General features: G+C 65.5%; 9 protein-coding genes and 1 pseudogene. 2 read left to right on the forward strand and 8 right to left on the reverse strand.

Annotated features, from left to right (window positions below):
* Nucleotides 1-44 precede the first annotated feature (44 nt).
* On the reverse strand, nt 45-641 hold the full coding sequence (locus NP80_RS03190; protein ID WP_006397524.1) for an MlaC/ttg2D family ABC transporter substrate-binding protein: 597 nt from the start codon (nt 639-641) through the stop codon (nt 45-47).
* Nucleotides 642-959: 318 nt separating this feature from the next.
* Here NP80_RS03190 and hpnN point away from each other — a divergent pair, with 318 nt between their 5' ends.
* Together hpnN and NP80_RS03200 are read left to right on the forward strand one after the other, a co-directional pair.
* Complete coding sequence (hpnN, locus tag NP80_RS03195; RefSeq protein ID WP_006411316.1) at nt 960-3,593, forward strand: hopanoid transporter HpnN; 2,634 nt, start codon at nt 960-962, stop codon at nt 3,591-3,593.
* Nucleotides 3,586-4,587 (forward strand): MlaA family lipoprotein, encoded by a 1,002-nt coding sequence (locus NP80_RS03200; RefSeq protein WP_035488072.1) that lies wholly within the window; start codon nt 3,586-3,588, stop codon nt 4,585-4,587. Before hpnN ends, NP80_RS03200 begins: the two co-directional genes overlap by 8 nt.
* A gap of 29 nt (nt 4,588-4,616) precedes the next feature.
* Here the strand turns inward: NP80_RS03200 and tssM are convergent, their stop codons facing one another.
* The 7 genes and pseudogenes from tssM to shc all read right to left on the reverse strand — a co-directional run bounded on the left by tssM (nt 4,617) and on the right by shc (nt 20,271).
* Nucleotides 4,617-8,570: a type VI secretion system membrane subunit TssM gene (gene tssM, locus NP80_RS03205; protein ID WP_006404665.1), complete on the reverse strand. Its 3,954-nt coding sequence runs from the start codon at nt 8,568-8,570 to the stop codon at nt 4,617-4,619.
* Between the two features lie 28 nt (nt 8,571-8,598).
* On the reverse strand, nt 8,599-9,540 hold the full coding sequence (gene icmH / locus NP80_RS03210) for a type IVB secretion system protein IcmH/DotU (RefSeq protein WP_006404664.1): 942 nt from the start codon (nt 9,538-9,540) through the stop codon (nt 8,599-8,601).
* A gap of 10 nt (nt 9,541-9,550) precedes the next feature.
* Nucleotides 9,551-9,805: a PAAR domain-containing protein gene (locus NP80_RS28700; protein WP_012216198.1), complete on the reverse strand. Its 255-nt coding sequence runs from the start codon at nt 9,803-9,805 to the stop codon at nt 9,551-9,553.
* A gap of 526 nt (nt 9,806-10,331) precedes the next feature.
* Nucleotides 10,332-15,287: pseudogene (gene tssI / locus NP80_RS03215) on the reverse strand (type VI secretion system tip protein TssI/VgrG); the annotation flags it as partial.
* 70 nt (nt 15,288-15,357) lie between these two features.
* Complete coding sequence (tssF, locus tag NP80_RS03220; RefSeq protein WP_035946548.1) at nt 15,358-17,235, reverse strand: type VI secretion system baseplate subunit TssF; 1,878 nt, start codon at nt 17,233-17,235, stop codon at nt 15,358-15,360.
* Between the two features lie 352 nt (nt 17,236-17,587).
* Entirely contained in the window at nt 17,588-18,292 is a 705-nt protein-coding gene (locus NP80_RS03225; protein WP_006404659.1) for a phosphorylase, read from the reverse strand.
* Nucleotides 18,293-18,297: 5 nt separating this feature from the next.
* Complete coding sequence (gene shc / locus NP80_RS03230) at nt 18,298-20,271, reverse strand: squalene--hopene cyclase (RefSeq protein ID WP_006409820.1); 1,974 nt, start codon at nt 20,269-20,271, stop codon at nt 18,298-18,300.
* Nucleotides 20,272-20,275 lie beyond the last annotated feature (4 nt).

Raw genomic sequence — 20,275 nt, forward strand, 5'->3', positions numbered from 1 at the left:
AGGACGCCCGAGGGCGTCCTTGCTGCGAACCGCGGCTGCGCCGCTCAGTTCGTGCGGGAATTGTGCTTCTGCAGATACGCGATCAGGCCGTCGATGCCGCCCGACGCGAGCTGGCTCTTGAACTGCCCCTGATAGACCTGGATCAGCCACGCCCCGGACATGTCGATGTCGTAGATCTTCCAGTCGTTGCCGACCTTGCCGAGCCGGTAGCCGACCGACTGGCTGTCGCCCGGCGTCGTGACCGTCGACTGCACGAGCGCGTCGGCGCCCGACGTGCCGCCGGCCTTGAACGAGAACTTCGCGTCCTGGTTGCCGAGCTGCGCGAGCGATGCGGCGTACGTGCGCGTCATCAGCAGCCGGAACTGCTTGTAGAGCTCCTGCTGCTGTTGCGGCGTCGCCTGCTTCCACGCGTCGCCGACCGCGATGCGCGTCGTGCGCTCGAAGTTCGTCGCGGGCAGGAAGCGCTGCTCGACGACCTGCGTGATCTTCGCCATGTCGCCGCCGCGTGCGGCCGGATCGGCCTTCATCGCGTTGACGGTACCTTCGACCGCATGGCGGACGATGTCGACCGGCGCGCTCTGCGCGAAAGCGGAAACCGACACGGCGGCCGCGGCGAGGAAAGCAAACAGATGACGTTTCATACGGATATCGCACTCGATGAGAAAAACGGCCGGCTCGTTTGCACCGGCTGATGGCGCAAAGTATAGCGGGCCTGACGCGCACCTGCCGTGCGGCGACCGAACTGTTACCTTTGCGCCCCTTTTGTCACAAAGCCCGGCAGCGTGCGGCGCCGCGCGATTATGTAAGCGTCCCTTTATAAACGCGTGTTCGCCCATGCCGATTCGTGCCTGGGCGAGCAAATATCCTTCCCGCCCCAAAACGCGTCAACGTCACGACCCCGGCGCCGTCGCGCCGGTATACTCATTGCTTTGCCCTTGCCAGCCCCTCCCCACCGCCACATGGTGACATCTCTCATCGTCCGACTCGTCGCGTGGTCGGTACGACGCCCGGTCTGGGTCGTCGTACTGTCGCTGCTGATTGCCGCGTTCAGCGGCGTCTATGTTGCGCGTCACTTCAAGATCAATACCGACATCAGCAAGCTGGTCGATGCGGAGCCGCAATGGGCGGCGCTCAGTCAGGCGGTCGATCGCGCGTTCCCGCAGCGCAACGGCACGATCCTCGCGGTCGTCGAGGCGCCCGCGCCCGAGTTCGCGACCGCGGCCGCGCATGCGCTGACCGAATCGCTGCAGAAGCAGGCCGCGGCCGGCCGGATCGGGCCCGTCGCCGAGCCGGGCGGCGGTCCGTTCTTCGAGCACAACGGGCTGCTGTTCCTGTCGCCGCAGCAGGTCGCCGACACGACGTCGCAGCTCGCGAGCGCGCGCCCGCTCGTCAACGAACTCGCGAAGAATCCGAGCCTCACGGGGCTCGCGACGACGCTGTCGACGACGCTCGGCCAGCCGCTGCTGACCGGGCAGGTGAAGCTGCCGTCGATGGCGAAGCTGCTCTCGCGCAGCGCCGCGACCGTCGACGACGTGCTCGCCGGCAAGCCCGCCGCGTTCTCGTGGCGCGCGCTCGTCGACAACGATGCCGCGCGGCAGCCGGCGCGCGCGTTCGTGACCGTGCAGCCGGTGGTCAACTACGGCGCGCTGAAGGCCGGCGCGCAGACGAGCGACGTGATCCGCGAAACCGCGCGCGCGCTCGATCTCGAGAAGCGCTACGGCGCGGTCGTGCGGCTGACCGGCGAACAGCCGCTCGCCGACGACGAATTCTCGTCGGTCGAAGACGGCGCGGCGCTGAACGGCGTCGTCACGCTGCTCGTCGTGTTCGTCATCCTCTGGCTTGCGCTGCGCTCGAAGCGCATGATCGCGTCGGTGCTCGTCACGCTGTTCGTCGGGCTCGTCGTCACCGCGGCGCTCGGGCTCGCGATGGTCGGCTCGCTGAACATGATCTCGGTCGCGTTCATGGTGCTGTTCGTCGGCCTCGGCGTCGACTTCTCGATCCAGTACGGCGTGAAGTACCGCGAAGAGCGCTTTCGCGACGAGCGCATCGACCACGCGCTGATCGGTGCCGCGCACTCGATGGGCATGCCGCTCGCGCTCGCCACCACGGCCGTCGCCGCGAGCTTCTTCTCGTTCATTCCGACCGCGTATCGCGGCGTGTCGGAGCTCGGGCTGATCGCCGGCGTCGGGATGTTCGTCGCGCTGCTGACGACGCTGACGCTGCTGCCCGCGCTGCTGCGCCTGTTCGCGCCGCCGGGCGAATCGAAGACGCCCGGCTTTCCGTGGCTCGCGCCCGTCGACGACTATCTCGATCGCCACCGCAAGCCGATCCTGATCGGCACGCTCGCGGTCGTGATCGGCGCGCTGCCGCTGCTCGCGTTCCTGCATTTCGACTTCAACCCGCTGCATCTGAAAGACCCGCACAGCGAATCGATGTCGACGCTGCTCGCGCTGAAGGATTCGCCCGAAGCGGCCGTCAACGACGTGACGCTGCTCGCACCGTCGCTCGCCGATGCCGACGCGGCCGCGAAACGCCTCGACGCGCTGCCCGAAGTCGGCCGCACGACGACGCTGTCGACGTTCATCCCCGCCGATCAGCCGGAAAAACGCGCGGCGATCGCGACGGCCGCGAGCACGCTGCTGCCCGCGCTCACGCAGCCGCCCGCGCCGCCCGCCACCGACGCGCAGCGCGTCGCCGCCCTCAAGCGCGCGTCGGATCTGCTCGGCTACGCGGCCGAAGATCATCCGGGGCCGGGCGCCGCGGCCGCGCAGCACCTGTCGCAGTCGCTCGCGAAACTCGCGGCCGCCGACAGCGCGACGCGCGACCGCGCGGAGCGCGCTTTCGCCGACACGTTGCGCATCGCGCTGAATCAGCTCGCGGCGCTGCTGCAGCCGCAGGAGATCACGCGCGACACGCTGCCGCCGCCGCTCGTGCGCGACTGGGTCGCCCCCGACGGCAAGGCGCTCGTGCAGATTTCGCCGAAGGTGCCGAAGGGCGTCGACCCGAACGACGACACGATGCTGCGCCACTTCGCGACCGCCGTGAAAGCGGCCGAACCGGGCGCGATCGGCGGGCCGATCTCGATCCTGCATTCGGCGAATACGATCATCAGCGCGTTCCTGCACGCGGCGCTGTGGTCGATCATCTCGATCACGATCCTGCTGTGGATCACGCTGCGCCGTTTCGGCGACGTGCTGCGCACGCTGGTGCCGCTGCTCGTGTCGGGGATCGTCACGCTCGAGATGTGCGTGGTGCTCGGCATGTCGCTGAACTTCGCGAACATCATCGCGCTGCCGCTGATGCTCGGCGTCGGCGTCGCGTTCAAGGTGTATTTCGTGATGGCGTGGCGCGCGGGGCAAACCGGCCTGCTGCATTCGAGCCTGACCCACGCGGTGCTGTTCAGCGCCGCGACGACCGCGACCGCGTTCGGCAGCCTGTGGCTGTCGCATCATCCGGGTACGTCGAGCATGGGCAAGCTGCTCGCGCTGGCGCTGACCTGTACGCTGATCGGCGCCGTCGTGTTTCAGCCCGTCCTGATGGGCAAACCGCGCGTGAAGCGCGCGAAGAACCAAGCGCAAGGAATCAATGAATAACATGCGAATCATCGCGGTGACCGTCGCCGCAAGCGCGATGCTGTCCGGCTGCGCGACGGGACCCAACCGCAACCCCAACGACCCGCTCGAGCCGATGAACCGCGCGATGTACAAGTTCAACGACACCGTCGACGAGCACATCGCGGTGCCGATCGCGAAGGGCTACCAGAAGATCACGCCGACGCCGCTGCGTACCGCGATCAGCAACTTCTTCTCGAACCTCGGCGATCTCGGCAACATGGCGAACAACCTGCTGCAGCTGCGGATCACCGATGCGACGCAGGATCTGATGCGCGTCGCGATGAACTCGGTGTTCGGCATGGCCGGGCTGATCGACATCGCGACGCCCGCGGGGCTGCCGAAGCATCACCAGGACTTCGGGCTGACGCTCGCGCGCTGGGGCGTGCCGTCGGGCCCGTACCTCGTGCTGCCGGTGTTCGGGCCGAGCACGTTCCGCGACGGCGTCGGGCGCGCGGTCGACGTGCGCTTCAACCTGCTGAACTACATCGAGCCGGCTGCGCGCAATCCGATGTACGTGATGCAGTTCATCAGCGCGCGTTCCGACCTGCTCGGCGCGACCGATCTGCTGAAGCAGGCCGCGCTCGATCCGTATTCGTTCGTGCGCGACGCGTATCTGCAGCAGCGCAAGTCGCTCACGTACCGCGGCCAGTCGTCGGCCGGGGTGCCGAGCTACAACGAGCCGGGCGAAGCGGGCGCCGTGCCGGCAGCGACGCCGGCCGCGCCGGGGCTGCCCACTTACGAGGATCCGGGCGAGTCGGGCGGCACGGGTGGCGGCGCGCCGAACAACGCGCCGGCCGCGCCGGGATTGCCGCAGTACGACGATCCGGGCGCGGACACCGCGACGCCGGCCAGCGCCCCGGCTGCCGCGTCGGCCACCGCACCGGCCGGCTCGACGACGGCACCGGCCGCGAGCGGCGCGCCGATCGCGCCGGCGATGCCGACCGTGCCCGCAAGCAGTCCGGCCGCGCAGTAAGGTCGGCGGCCTCGACGCTCGCTACGCTCTCAAAGCCCGCTGTCAGGCATTGCCGGTAACCTGCCGTGCGGCAATCCCGGCGGCGGGCCGCTATCGGGCAGGTTGAACATCGCCGTTGTGCCCGGACAGCGGAACGTCGCGAGCACATCGCTCGTCAACGGATTCGCGGCACTTCCCGCGCTCGCGATGTCGAGCGCTGCTTCGCGACCGTCGAAGCTGAACACCACGCGCGTGCGGCCCAACGTGGCCGTCTCGATTACGTGCCCCTTCCGAAGCAAGCGCATTAGCGCCCATGGTCCGTCCGCTGCGATCGTCGACGTGTTCGGCCCGATGCTCGGGCTCGCGACGAGCCATGCGTGTGCGCCACCGCGCGGTCCCGGCCAGGTCACCGTAAAAGGCCCGACCGGGCCATGTCGATAACGCGTCGTCTGTCCGTCGATGTCGAGCGACAGGCTCATGATCGTCGGATCGAGTTCAGGGATGCGGATGTCGACCTTCCAGCTCGGTCGCCGGCGATCAACCTCGTTGAAGAAAATGTCGCGGATTGCCTTGGCATGCTCGAATGGCGCGAGGTCCGGCCCTTGGACGGCTTCGGTCGCACCCGGCAGCGTCCGGTAGCGCCACGGTTTCGCAGCGGTATCGACGAACGGAGCTAGCGTTCTCGTGAAGAAGTCGTCGATCACGCCTCCGTGCGCAAACATCCGCGTGAAATCGTCGATGCCGACGTCGCGGCTGCTATCGGGCGAGAACGGGTAGTTGCCTTCGATCGTCGTTCGACAAACGTCCCCGATTGCTGCCTGCACCTGGCGCGACAGCAGCCGGCCGATACCCTGATTGACTCCGCGTGAGCCCTCGACGGCGAGTTGATGCAGCACTGCCCGCAACGGCGCGGGCATCGTATCGGCCATCATCTTCAGCTTCGCGGCGTGCTCGCTTTCCGGCGGCATGCTGTTGTTCAGTAGCGCATCGTCCGCAATCGCGAGCGCTGCGTAGTAGTCGTTCAACAGATCGGCGATGCCGTCCAGGCCCGTTCTTCCCGCCGACGTTTCGACTCGCTGCGTATCCGAGCGTGTATCGGCATGGCCCGTCACGACCTCGCGCAATGCCGCGAAATGACGATCGACCCACTCGCGTTCAAGCTGTTCCGATGCACGAGGCCCCAGTATCGTCTCGGCTTTCTGGTGGATCGCGTCGGTCGCTTTTGCGAGGAAAGCGCCGTCCGACTTCGCCATGGGCTGTGTCAGCGTCGTTTCGATTACCGCCGCCCGGGCCAGACGCGTCAGCGGTGAATCGGGCGCGGCAAGAGTTCGCAGTATCGTGAGGTTGAACGCGAGACTCGTTCCGCTCACGATACGGATGTCGCCGAGAAACGCATCCCATTGTTGCGCGTACTCGAGCAGGTACCGCCGCGTAACCGCTGCCAGCAGCGCGTCGTCGTCCTGGTTCGGGGCGTTCAGCGTGCCAGCGGAATTCCTGCGAGGATCGCCCGACGCTCGACGTCCCATTACCCAGGCGTCGTCGTCGCTTGCCGCGCGAAGGAATTCCGGCAAGCGTTTGCTGAACACCGCCTGATAGCCTTCTCGCGTAAAGATTCCCGGCACGCCGCCGGATAAGGGCGCTCCGCTGACGCGCGTAAAGACCATGCCGGCCTGCGTTCCAACCATCCGCAGCAGCGAAAAATCGTCCGGCGCGTCGTTCCACATCGTCGCTTTGGCGCGCCCGTAAAGACGTTCAATCAGGTCGCTGCCGTCGAGAAAGACACGTGCCTGCCGGATCAAACCATCGTTAGGGGACAGTGGCGAGCGCACGACATGTCCCTCGGAAAACAACCGTTGGACGTGGCCGATCATTGCGGCACGCCCACCGAACATGGCCGCACTGTCGTGCCTCGACCAATCGTCAAGCAGCCACATCCTGACGTCGTTCGCGTTGAACCGCTCTCGGTCGTGGAGCATCAGGTACACGCGCAACGCGTCGTAAGCGGCTTGGGCATCGCCGATCTCCACGGCACTGCCGATCGCGTCCTCCATGCGGCGGACGATGTGCGGCAACACGGCCTGCTCCGACAGGGCCTCGTGCACATGGCGGCTGTCGGACGCGATCGTCTCGAGGCGGGCCGTTGCAAAACGAAACGTGCCGTCTGCATCGGTGGCGAGATGCGTCGCGTCATGCAGCAATTCCTTCGCACGATTCAACACCATCGGCACACGCTCGGGATTGGCGGAAAGGTCGCTTCGTGCGAGTAATGCGTCGAGTGACCGTGCCTTTTGCCCGAGCGTCGCAAGCGATGTTCGTTCCGTGACGAAGCCATTCCAAAGATTGACGCACATTGCGGCGGCAATCAGCCACACGAGCGAGTGTCCCAGCCACCGCTGCAGTCGTGCCCGATGCTCGCGATTCCAGTTCGGGATCGCGAGATGCCCTTCACGAAACACGACCGCGAGCCACAAATCGCGCAGGAAGTAACTGGTTTCGCCACGCGCCGGCCGCGGGGCCCTCCGTGTTGTGCCGGATGCGTCGACCATGCGTCGCAATAGCGTTCGACGTTCCGCAGCGACCGCGTAATCACCCTGGATTGCGCTCGTCAGATAAACGCCTCGGAACATCGCATGCGGTTGCGTCGGCCCGCCGTTGTCGTCCTTGGCGAACACGTGTTCGATCAGGTCGGCCAACGGGTTCACCAGTGCCGCAGCCGATTCGGGCAACACCGCAAGACGGCGCCGCCGGTCCATATCGGTTTCGTTGCGAAGCAGACTCGTGACGCCATCGCCGAGACGCGTGGCAAGCAGATTCAATTCTGTCCTGATCGCATCGTCGAGCCGCACCTGCAGATCGGACCGCAACGTCACACCCAAAATCTGCGCACGCTCGGCTTGCCCGAGCGACGCGAAATAGTCGGTGAAACCCGGGAGCCGATCTATTTTCGTGACGACCAGCCAGACGGGAAACCCGATGCCGAATTCGGCTTGCATCTCCTCGAGGCGAGCCCGCAACGCGCGACTCTCGGTCGTATGTGCGGCGGGATCCGCATGCGCCAGCGCAGCGACGTCGATCGTCAACAGCACGCCATTCAGCGGCAGGCGAGGCCGGATACGGCGAAGCAGCCGAAGAAATCCGTGCCACTCCGCGGCATCGCACTGCCTGCGAATAGCGCCCACGTCGGGTGGCTGATTTTTCCGCTTGCCGCCGTTCGGCCCGTCCGACGACGCCACCGGCAGCGAGTAGCGCGACGTGCCGTGTTGCACGTAGTGGCCCGCCGTATCGATCAGCACCGCCTCATTGGTCAGCCGCCATCCCGGCAAAGCCCGCGCGTCATCGGGTGCAAGCGAATGCTGAAGTCGAGCATCGAGCGGAAACGCCAAGCCGGAGTTACGCAACATCGAGGTCTTGCCCGAACCCTTCGGACCCAGCACGACGTACCAAGGCACATCGTAGAGATGTGCTGCGCCTCGAAACAGTCGCGCCAGCCTTCCGTGGGCCGCTCGCCCGGCTTTCAACTGCGCGATCGTTGCGCGGGCGATGTCTTCGATCTCTGCCAAGCGCGATGCGGCAAACGGCTGTGGGCCACGCTTGCCGAGTCGAAGCCATCGTCTGAGCCGACCGGGGTGCCGGCGCATTTGATTCCACCAGCGGACCAACATGACGCCGGCATAAACGAACACCACACAGATCATTGCCAGAATGCGGGCCGTTACGGAAGCAAACAGCGGTTTGCCAGACAGCATCACGAGCGGAAACGCATGCCAGATCGCGAGACAGAGCAGCACGACGATCACGATGCTCATCGTCCAGTCGATCAGCCACAGGACCCATGCGGCGAGTACCAACGCGATCAACGTCAGTCGAATGCCGATCGAGGCGAGCGGGCTCAGTCCGCCGAAAGTCAGTAGCGGTCCTGCAAACCAGATCACGACGACGGCAGCAATCACCATCACGACCGCCCACAGATGACGCGAACTTGGAAACGAGAGAATCTTCTTCATGTGGACGGTGGATCGAATCCGGCTTGCACTACCGCGCCGGATCGCCCTGCGGCGGGTCGATCGCGCTGTATGGCGCGGTGCGCGCGATGTTGGAAAGTTGGCGCTGCACGTCGTCGGCTTGCGCGCCCGACTCGATGCGGCAATAGACATACAGCGCGCAGAGCGCCGCTGACAGCAAGGCCGCCGACAGCCACACCGGCATTTCGAAACAGGCTCTCGGTCGCGCCGATTCGATCGTCGCGGCGTGGGGCGACAGCGCGTTCGGGACGGTGGGCAGATGCGCCGCGATCGCGTTGTAGATTCGTTCTCGTACGCGGTCGTGCGCGCTGAACGTCCGGCCATGCGGATACCGGCCTTCAAACCCCAGGCTGAAAATCCGGTAGATCAGTTCGAGCAACGGCCAATGGTCGGCGGCGTCATCCAGCAGGCGCAGCGTAAGCGCGTAGACCTTCGAGCCGCCCTGGTTATCCTCGCCGATCCGATGGGTCAGCGCGTCTGACGCCCATGCAGCGCTTCCCGACGCGTCGCCGCGCGCCGCCAGTACGCGCATTGCAGCTTCGTCCAGTGCAGTGCACAGGCAATATCGGGCGCCGATCCTGTGATCCACGCGGATGTTGGCCCGTACGCACAGGCGCTCGAATACGCGGACTTCTTCGAGCAGCAGGTCGCGCAGACGTGCGTCATGACCGGTGTCGATCAAGGCGGACATGTCGATCAAGGCCCGAAGCAGCACCCTGCCCGCTTCCAGCAAGCCGTTACGGTGGCCAAGTACCGCTGCCAGTCTCGTCGGTTCGTCTTCGGGCGGCGCAAGTGGCCCGAATGGACGATTACGGCGCGAGCCGGGTTGCTGCCGTGGCTCGCTGTTCGAGAGGAACGTGCCGTTTGGCTGTCGCGGTGGCGCGGACGTGCGTCTCGCCGACACGATTTTGGGTGCGCTACCGGATTGCGTCGCGCTCGACATTCGGCTCATCGCAGCAAGGTCAGACCGTCGGACCGTCGTCGGACACGACAAGCGTCGCGCCGCAACTCGTGCCGCTGCCGTGATGGGCAATTTGGCGGCCGTTGATCGTGCCGACGCCGCCGTTGGTGATAACGCCCGCGCCATGTAGCGGGCATGACACCGCATCGCCTACACATGCCGCGGGACGTCCGTTGATCGCGACGCCTGCGCTCGCTGATGTGACCGCGCCACCGTGGGTGGTCAATGTGCCAAGGGTTGCAACGCGGGCTGGCATATCTCATCACCTCCAAAAAAGTAGTTGTCCTATTTCATATCCGGACACCGGATCATCAAAAGCATGAGGCCATCGTGATCGGTACGTCTATACGCGGGCGGGCCTGGTACCGGCTTCGCTTCATGCTGTTCGTTGTACAGATCCTGCCCTGGCGAGCCGGATTCTCTCTAGCGCAAACCGCAGCAAAGCGACCGCCACTTGCCATCCATTCCTACACACTGTTTCAGAACGCCTTACATGCAAACAACGCGTAGCCCTTGCCAAATTCCCCGCAACCAATCTGTCAATAAGCAGATAAATTCGACAGAACGGCAAAAATAAATTGACTCAATATATATTATCGATGCCAATACGAAAAACCACATAACTGACATGAAAACGGATAAACAACGTCTTCTACACCATCCATTTCATCTATATTTTTTTAAGTCTTCGCGTATGCCGTCCAGACTCATCAGCGTGCGGTCAACCATAGCGTCAATAACATTGACATTGGTAGTCATCTATCGTGTTTTTTGGAGACATCCAACTGGTGGCTGCCGTCGTACCGATACCGCGTCACTTCCGGCACTTCCGACGGCTCCTCGTACTTCGGCGTCCCCGTCAGCACTTCCATCACACGCAGCAGATTGTCTGTCCCGCGCTGGCTGCGCTTCTCCGCTTCCGTCAGCGCCGGCTTCGGCGGCAACGGCACCGTCCGCGCGATGCGATTGCCATGCCCGTCGTACGTAAAATCCACCGGACGATCCGGGCGCGTCTGCGGCGCAAACCGCAGCAAGCGATCGCCGCTCGCTTTCCACGCCTGGACGTTGTCCCGGCTCGGCGCAGCAGCCAGCAGGTTTCCCGCCGGATCGTAGTGAAACGCTTCCGATCCGCTCGCCGCCATCACGTGCGTCAGCCGCGATAGCGCGTCGTACCGATACGCCTTCTGATCGCGCCACGCATCGTCCAGCGTCGTCAGCTGACCGGCGTCGTCGTATGCCCACGCCCGCCACGGCCGCGGACGCTCCAGCGAGCGCCCGCGTTCATCGAGGTTCTGCCAGCGATGCACCGCCAGCAGGCCGTTCGCGCCATACCCGAAGTGATGCGACGCCGGACCTTGCGTACGCCGGATTTCCCGATGCAGCGCGTCGCGCTCGAAACTCGCCAGCGGATGCTCGTCGAGCAGGATGCCGTGCACATGCCCCGAGCCGTAGCGCTGCCAGACCAGCGAACCGATGTCCGGCACGTGTGTCCAGTCGCGATTCCCGATCGCGTCCACGCCGTGCGTGAGCCGCCAGACCCGCCCGTGATGTACCTGCACCTCCGCCGTGCGGCGCCCGGCTGCGTCGTATTCGTAAGTGACGTGCACCGGCGCACGCCCGGGCGAGATCGCCTGCGCCTGCGTGAGCAGCCCGCGCTCGTCGTAGCGATAGCTCGCTTGGCGCCCATCGCTCGAGCGTCGCTCCACCGGGCGGCCGAGCACGTCGTAGGTCACGTGCGTCGTGATCTGTCCGTCCTGGCCGTGATCGATGCGCTCGACCAGTTCGCCGGCCGCGTTGTACCGGTAGCTCTGCCGACGGCCGTCGAAGCCGGTCTGTTCGATCAAGCGGTTGCGGCTGTCGTAGCGGAACGTAGTCGTCTCTTGGTTCGCATTGGTCAGCTTCGTCAAACGGCCGATCGCGTCATATCGGAACTGTTGCGTCCCGCCCGCCGGATCGACGATCTGCGTTCGCTGCCCGTGTCCGTCCCAGTCCACGCGCGTCACGCGCTCGAGCGGATCCGTATGCGCGATCGCGCGGCCCGCTTCGTCGTATTCGACCTTCCACCAGCCCATGCCGGCCGGCTGCACCGCCGTCACGCGCGCAGACACGCTGCCGCTGCGGTAGCTCACCTGACCGAGCGCGTCGGTAGTCTCGGTCAACTGGCCGAACGGATCGTAGTCATAGGTCGTCGTGTGTCCGGAGCAATCGGTGCGCGCCACGAGTTGGCCCGCGTCGTCCCATTGCATCTTCGTCACGTTCCCCAGTGCATCCGTGCGCGAGACGGGCAAGCCGTTTTCGTAGGCGTAACGCGTCACGTTGCCGAGCGGATCGGTTTCGCTCGTCAGGTGACCGTGCGGGTCGTAGCCGCGCTGCCAGATCTGCCCGGCCGGGTCGGTAATCTGTTCCGGGAGGTTGTGCTCGCCATAGCTGATGCGCGTGACGTTGCCGCCCGGGTCGATGATCGACGTCGGATTGCCGCGCGCATCGTTCACGATCCGCGTCGTGCGACCGAGTGCATCCGTGTAGCCGGCCACGCTCCCCGTCTCGTCGAAATGCGTCTGCTCGACACTGCCGTCGGGATGCACGATCTTCTCGACCGCCCACAAGCCGTTGTAGTGATATTCGGTCGTATGCCCGAGGCCGTCCGTCACCCGCGTCGCGCGCAGCGACGGCAGGTAATCGAAGCGCGTCTCCCGCGTGACGACCCGCTGCCCGCCGGCGCTTTCGGTATAGGCGTAGGTGCGCAGGCAATATGCATTTGGCGTGTCGTCGCTCCACTCCGATACGTGCGTCGCGCCGGCCGGTGTGCGGTAGGTCGTCAGCAGATGGTTGTCGTAGCCGTAGCGCCACGTCAGGTTCTCGCGATCGGTGGCCTCGACCAGATCGCCGTGCTCGTCGTACACATAGCTCGTCAGGTGCAGCGGCTGGTTCCCAATACCCTGGTCGAGCAACACGCTCGTGATCCGGCCGGCATCGTCGAGCGCGCAGCGCACGGTATGCACATTGTTGCGAACTGTTTCCAACCAGCCCTGTGCCGTATAGCCGAGCGTCAGGCACTGGCCGTCGCGCGTCGTGATGCGTTGCAACTGCCAGCGCGTCTCGTCGACCGGGTGACGGCCGTAATGCTCTTCGACGCCATTGCCGAAACGCAGCGCATAGGTGGCGCCCGACGCGTTGTCGTCACCGCGCATCAGCGTGAACTTTTCGATCGGATGGAAATGCGCTTCGCCCGCGTTCAAGGCTGGAAACTGCAACTGCCGCCCATCCGCGTCGAAGTAGATCAAGCCTGTCGCACTCGTGCGCACTTCCGTCGCATACGGCAGCTTCCACGCCACACCCAGACTGCCGCGGCGCTGATCCGCGCTGCGGTAGCTGCGGCTCCAGTCGATCGATACGCGGCCCGGCAACGTAAAGTCGGTATGCGACAGCACCTTCTGCCCCGTCGCCAGATCGACCGGGTTCGCACTGACGCTCTTCTTCGCGCACTCCGCGCAGTCAGCTTCGGTCACCGGCGCGAGGCCGCCTGCGTTGCCGCTCGTCATGCTGATCGTCGGCGCCTGCAGGTAAATCGCCGTGCCTTTCAGGTGAATGCCGGACTCGTCGATCGTCACCGTGCCGCCCGGCCCGATCAGTTGCGTCTGTTTCGCGCCCGACAGGCTGCTTTCGCCCGTATCCGCCATGCGCAACTGGTTGGCGTTCGAGCTCGATACCGGTGCGGGCAGTTGCGGCGCGAAGTCGGGCGACGGCTCGATCGGATTCGCCTGATCGGCGGCCACGGCATCGCCCACCGCGTTGCCGCGCACGGTCAGCGTATAGGTGTGCCCGACATCGGCCGTCCAGTCCTGCACGACGCGGTCGGTGCGGCTGCGGCCCACCGTGCTTGCCATCTGCAGCCCGACGTTGCGCAGGTACAGCCCGCCGACGTTGACGTTGTAGGCCATTCCGACGTTGAACATCGCGCCCATGCCCACGCTCTTCACCGACGCAAGCGTCACGGTCTCGAACTTGTAGCCGCCGGTCGATAGCGTCCAGTGTCGCCCGATCTGATCCGTTTCATCGTGGCCGATCCGCTTCGTGCGGTCATGCCCGACCGTGTGCGTTTCGTCGGCCTCGATCACCGCATCGAGATTGCGCTCGGCCTGGATCCAGACCTGCTCGGCTCCTTTCTTGTCCTCGAAGCGGATCGCATTGGCGTTGCCGTATCCGCCTCCCTTGGTCGAGCGCGTCAGGATCCCGCTTTGCGTCGCATGGGCCGGGAGCGCCCACGGCGGCATCGTCATCGCGTTGTAGACACGCCCCGTCACGATCGGGCGATCGGGATCGCCGTTTTCGAAATCGACGATGACTTCGGTGCCGACCCGCGGAATATGAATGCCGCCGAAGTTGCTGCCGGCCCACGGATAGGACACGCGCACCCAGCAGGACGAGTTCTGATCCTTCACGTCGGATCGGTCCCAATGGAACTTGAGCGTCACCTCGCCGTTCTTGTTCGTCCATATCTCCGCGCCCGGCGGGCCCGTCACGATCGCCGTCTGCGGGCCGCGCGTACGCGGTTTCCTGATCGTGCGCGGCGGACGAAATACCACGTCGGACGGCTGTACGGTGAACCTGCTGCGAATCGCGTAGGCGGAGAAGCCCGTCGTCTCGCCGGTTTCCTTCACGTCCAGCTCCGACGCGATCACCAGATACTCGCGGTTGGCGCCCGCCATCGGATGGCCGGCCAGCACGAACGTCGTGCCGCACACCACGTTGCGCAGGTTGCCCTCGCCTTGCGCGCGTGTGCCCTGCGCGTGAATCTCCTCCATGCGGACTTGCGCGAATGCCTCGCCGTCCTCCGTTTCCGTATAGTCGCCCGGCCATTCGTAACGTTCGAGCTGGTTGTGCGCCGTCTCGCGCGGCAAGCTGTTCTGCGCAGTCAGCGTCGCGCCCGGCTTCTCGAAATCGAAATCGTCGGTGGTCCAGACGCCCGACCGCAGGCGCTCCGTCGCCTCGAAGCGATCGACGTGCTCGCGGTCGATCTTCCGGCCCGGCGGGTAGTACTCGAGCGTCTGATACGCGACGCTTTCCACGCTCCGATAGGCGCCCGGACCGTCGACCAGCACCAGGCGGTGCACGCCTTGCGAGTGTTCGAAGAACCACGCGATGCCGTGTTCCTCCATCAAGCGCTGGGCAAACGCGAAGTCCGATTCGCCGTACTGGACCTGATAGCGCAGCGGCCTGTAGGTGCGGCCGACGCGCATCTCGAACGAATACCAATACGAACCGAACACCTCGCGCAGGATGTCGAGCACGCTCTTCCTCTGGAAGATGCGATAGTCGGTCCGCTCGCGCGCCAGCGCGAGCCACGGCTCCAGCACGACGCGGTAACGGCACTGGCGATTCAGTTGGTCCACGTAGCTGGCCGCCGTCACGATGCCGCTGATTTCTCGCGTACCGGCGCCCCGGTTCGCCGCGCCCGCCTGGCCGGCCATCCCCGCGACGAAGCTGCCCATCCCGTCCAGCTGGATCGTGACGGTCAGTTCCTTGCCGAGCATCGCCTTGAGATCGAGGTTGGCCAGCATCTCGGCCGGCAGTCGCGGATCGGCGGGCGTCGTCAGCCAGAGTTCGTACGTGTACGGCGTGGAAAGCTGTTCCGTGCCCCGCATTGCGCTCAGGTGCAGCATCGCGCCGATGCCTTCGAGGTCCGGCAGCGCCGGGCCGCTGACCGAGAAGGTCCGGTTCGTCGTGAAATTCACCATGCGTGCTGGCCCTCGACCGCTTGATCGTTGTTATCCGTTACCGACTGCATGAACCGCGTTCCTCCCCGCGTCAGGCTGCGCTGCGCGTCCCCATCCGAACCGGCCAGCGCATCAGCTCGCCGCGCTGCGGCGAGCGCAGCACGGACTGAGTAAAAGAATGTGTCGAAACGTGACGAGCGACGTAGTGCTCGAGGATCACGCCAAATAGAAAAGGGCTCGCGCCGTCAAAGCCGGCCTCGTCCACGGTCAGAACGCATTCGATGCCTCGACCGAACCGCAACGGGCCGTGGCCGGGCAGTTTCTTCGTCACGGGACGCGTCTCGACACGGACCAGGCTGTCGATCTGTCGGCGGAAACGCGCGTCGTCGGCAGCGGCAAACAAAATCAGAATGTCGCGTAGCGCGCTTCCGTCCTGAGTCTCCAGCCTGCCGTAGTCGAGGTTCAGCTGACCGATCAGCCGCCATGCCGCGTCTCCCTGTGCAAGCGGCGCACGTGCAGCGCTCGGCGCACGGACGAGTTCCGTTCGCCTGACGGGCGCGCTGATTTCGACAGTCAGATCGTTCGCACCGTCGGGCTCCAGCAAGCTCGGCAGATCGCTGTTCGTCAACCATGCATCCACCGACAGATATTTCATGGCCTGCGGATAGGATTGCTCATTTTCATCGACCAGTGAAACGAACACGTCGGTACTCACGTATGGCGTACGAGCGCCGTAGCGACGGTATGACGTCTTCGCCGTTCCGTGCTCGCGGCGGATCGTGAAATAGCGCCCGTGATCGGCTTTATTGTTCAGAAGCGCCCGGTACAGCGGCCGAAACTCGAGCGATGCCGCTCCTTTGCTGACGAAGCCATGCAACGCCTCCACCGCGAACACCTCGTAATCCGAGCCGTTCTGCCTGTCGGGCTGCACGAGAATTTCGGCGCCCGTGCCCGGCACCTCGGCGGGATCGCTCGTGCGGCGAAACAGGTTGATGACCGGTGTACAGAAGAGGGCGAAGCGGGAAGCGTCGACGTGCTCGACCAGCGAACCGTCGAATCGATCCAGCAGCACGACGATCTCGGCTTCGCGATCGGTCAAATATCGCAATCCCGCATTCAGACCGGTCAGCGTGAAAAACCAGAAGCGCGCGGGACACGTCGCATATTCGTGCAGCAGGTTATGGCCATGAAACTTCGTCCCGACGAGCGGCAGCAAGCTCTCGTCGACAGCCAGCCCCGTATGCTCGATGGCGCGATCGCGGACAACGCCGAATGATCGGTTCGAATCGGCGAAACGATTCGGCATCCCGATCACGGAAGCCACGGCGCCAGCGTGGATCAGCTCGAACAGCCGCGATGCGACGCGCTCGTCGCCTGCCAGGTAGACGGACAACCGATCGAGACCGCGCAGCTCATCGAAGCGCGCTTCGCCGGTGGCACGGAGCCTGAGACGCAATGCGCCGCGAATCGGCCGGTCGGCTGCGCCATAGCGCTCTACCGATGGAATGTCCGGCGGCACGCCGGTCAGGCGCGCCGAAACGATCTCCAACGGATACAGCGTCACATCGAGACCGCTGCGAAACGTGCAGGGCGTGCGCTCACCATCGGGCACGCGGCTCGTGAACGCCGTGCCGCGAGGGACACGAAAACCCTCGAGCAAATTGCCTTGCTGTTCGTCGGGATAGAGACGCGCTACCGCGATCGATGGCGTTGGGGCGACGTAGTTCGGATAGACCGTTTCGAGCAGCCGGCTGCTCAGCAACGGGAACGCGGCATCCAGTTTCAACTGCAGCCGGGCCGTCGTGAAACTCGCGGCTTGCACCAGACGCTCGACAAAGGGATCGGCAATCTCGCCGGCATGCAGGCCCAGCCGGCGCGCAATCTTCGGATGCGCCTGCGCAAACTCCTCCACCAGCTCCTTGAAATAGAGCAGTTCTCGAGAGTAGGCATCAAGCAGATGAGGGTTCATGGCACGCGCAATCCGGGTTCCACGCCAAGCGTTCGACGGCATCGCTGTCGGCAATGTGTCGAATGCTAGTCGCAAAGACCATCTCAAAAAATCCCTGGCGGAACCGAGAAGTCGGATCGACATCCCGCATCGGCGATGCGTGTTTTCGAGATATAAACCGTTGTCCTGATCATTGCATTGACAACGTGATCCGCGGGCAAGTCCCTGCGCGCGTGCGCGTCGCTCAGGGATCTCTTGAAGTTCGCTGCTTGTACCATCGTGCAGATGCACGGGTCGCGAATGGTCGGAAGCGCCGCATCATGCAGCGCTCTTTTAACTTGAGTATGAAAGGGAGAGACGCGGCGTCCGCCGCTCAGACGATCCGCAGCGCGCCTTCGCGCCCGAACGCATGCCGTGCCTGGATCAGCGTCGTGCGCGCGGCACGCGCGTCGCTCGCGACCTGCAACAGCGGGCCGAGTTGCGACGGCTGCTTCAGCAGCTCGCGCAGAATCGGCAGGATGGCGGTGCTGCCGTCGTCGCGCAGCCCGGCGGTCGCCGCGCGCGGCAGCGTGCGCCACGCGGGATCGACGATCGCGCGGCACACCGCGAAAGGCACGCCACGCGCCGCCGCGAACGCAGCGGCGATATGCGATTCCATGTCGACGGCGAGCGCGCCCTTCGCGCGATGCAGCGACGCCTTCTCCTGCTCGGTGACGACGGGTGCGGTGACGGCCGCGATCGCACCGCGAGACACGCGCGTCCATACCGGCGTGTCGTGCAAGGCGACGACGAGCCGCGCGCTCCAGTCGGCGTCGGTCTGCACGCGGCCGAACGGCCCGTCGACCGCATCGGCGACGACGAGCGCGCCCGGCTTCAGGTCAGGGGCCAGACCGCCGGCCGTGCCGAAGCTCACGATGCCCGCACAGCCGCGCGCAGTCGCTTCGGTGAGCGCACGCTCGAGCCGGTCGGCCCGCGCGGCGAACACGGCCTCGACGCCGTCGCCGCGCGCGATGCGCGCCTCGAACGCCATGCCCGTCACCGCGATGACGGGCAGCCCGCCGCTCTGCCGCGATGCCATCCGCGTCAGATCCCGACCGTGACGCGCGTCGTGTTGTCGCGCTTCAGGTTGCGGTAGCGCGCCAGCGCCCACAGCGGGAAGAACTTGCGATAGCCGTGATAGCGCAGATAGAACACGCGCGGGAAGCCCGTCGCGGTGAAGCGCGCTTCGTCCCACAGGCCGTGCTCCTTCTGTTCGGCGATCAGGTAGTCGATCCCGCGCTTGACCGCCGGATTGTTGACCTCGCCGGCTGCCATCAGGCCGAGCAGCGCCCATGCCGTCTGCGATGCGGTGCTCGGTGCGGGCTCGTAGCCGCGGTAGTTCAGCTTGTAGCTGTCGCCGTCCTCGCCCCAGCCGCCGTCCTTGTTCTGAATCGACAGCAGCCATTGCGCGGCGCGCTTCACGCGCGCGTCGTCCGGCCCGAGGCCCGCCGCGTTCAGCGCGCACAGCGCCGTCCACGTGCCGTACACGTAGTTCATCCCCCAGCGGCCGTACCAGCTGCCGTCCGGCTCCTGCTCCTTCAGCATGTAGTCGAGCGCGCGGCGCGCCGCGTCGCTGGTCAGCGCGGTTTCGCCGAGCTGCGACAGCATCGACAGACAGCGGCCCGACACGTCGGCCGTCGGCGGATCGAGCAGCGCGCCGTGATCGGAAAACGGGATGTTGTTCAGGTAGTACTGCGTGTTTTCCGGCTCGAACGCGCCCCAGCCGCCGTCGCTGCTCTGCATGCCGACGACCCACTCGCGCGCACGCGCGATCGACTCGCGATACGTGTCGGACTGGTTCAGCTTTTGCGCGCGATCCATCGCCATCGCGACGACGGCCGTATCGTCGACGTCCGGGTAGTGCGGGTTCGCGTACTGGAACGCCCAGCCGCCGGGACGCACGTGCGGACGGCGCGAGATCCAGTCGCCGCGCACGTCGAGGATCTGCAGCGGACGCAGCCAGTCGAGGCCGCGCACCGCCGCCTGCTCGGCGCGCGGATCGCGCGTCTCGAGCAGCGCATGCGCGGCGAGCGAGGTATCCCAGACGGGCGACAGGCACGGCTGGCAATAGGCTTCGTCTTCGTGCACGACGAGCAGCTTCTCGATCGACTTGCGTGCGATCGCGCGATTCGGATGATCTTCCGCATAGCCGAGCACGTCGTACATCATCACCGCGTTGGCCATCGCCGGATAGATCGCGCCGAGGCCGTCCTCGCCGTTCAGCCGCTCGTCGACGAACGCGACGGCCTGACGAATCGCGCGCTCGCGCGTATAAGCCGGAAACAGCCCGTCGACCGCGCGCAGCACGTGATCGACCGCACGGAAGAACGCGAACCAGCCGGCGCTCTGGTGACCCTGGCGCGGCAGCAGGCCCGCGTTGACGGGCGGATCGATGAACAGCTCGTCGATGCGGACGCCGCGCGGATTCTTCGCAAGCGGACGCTTCGCATTCAGCACGAGCAGCGGCACGATCACCGTGCGCGCCCAGTACGACACCTTCGACAGATGGAACGGGAACCACTGCGGCAGCAGCATGATCTCGACCGGCATCATCGGCACCGCGCGCCACGGAATCGCGCCGTACAGCGCGAGCTGAATCCGCGTGAACACGTTCGACATCTCGGCGCCGCCCATCGCGTGGATCGCGCGGCGCGCGCGCTGCATGTGCTCGGCGTTTTCGTCGTCGCCGATCACCTTCAGCGCGAAGTACGCCTTCACGCTCGCGCTGATGTTCGGCGCGCCGTCGGTAAACAGCGGCCAGCCGCCGTCGGCCTGCTGGATCCGGCGCAGATAGCGGCCGATCTTCTGTTCGAGCTCGAGATTCGGCGTCTCGCCGAGATAGTGGACGAGCAGCACGTATTCGGCGGGAATCGTCGAATCGGCTTCGAGTTCGTAGACCCAGTGCCCGTCCGCGTTCTGCGCGGCGAGCAGCGCGTCGGTCGCGCGTGCGACGGCCGCATCGAGCTCGGCCGGCACGGTGCCGGCCGACAGGGTAGCCATATCGGTGAGATCGTTCATCGGT

Source organism: Burkholderia multivorans ATCC BAA-247 (assembly GCF_000959525.1).
GTDB classification, from domain to species: Bacteria; Pseudomonadota; Gammaproteobacteria; order Burkholderiales; family Burkholderiaceae; genus Burkholderia; species Burkholderia multivorans.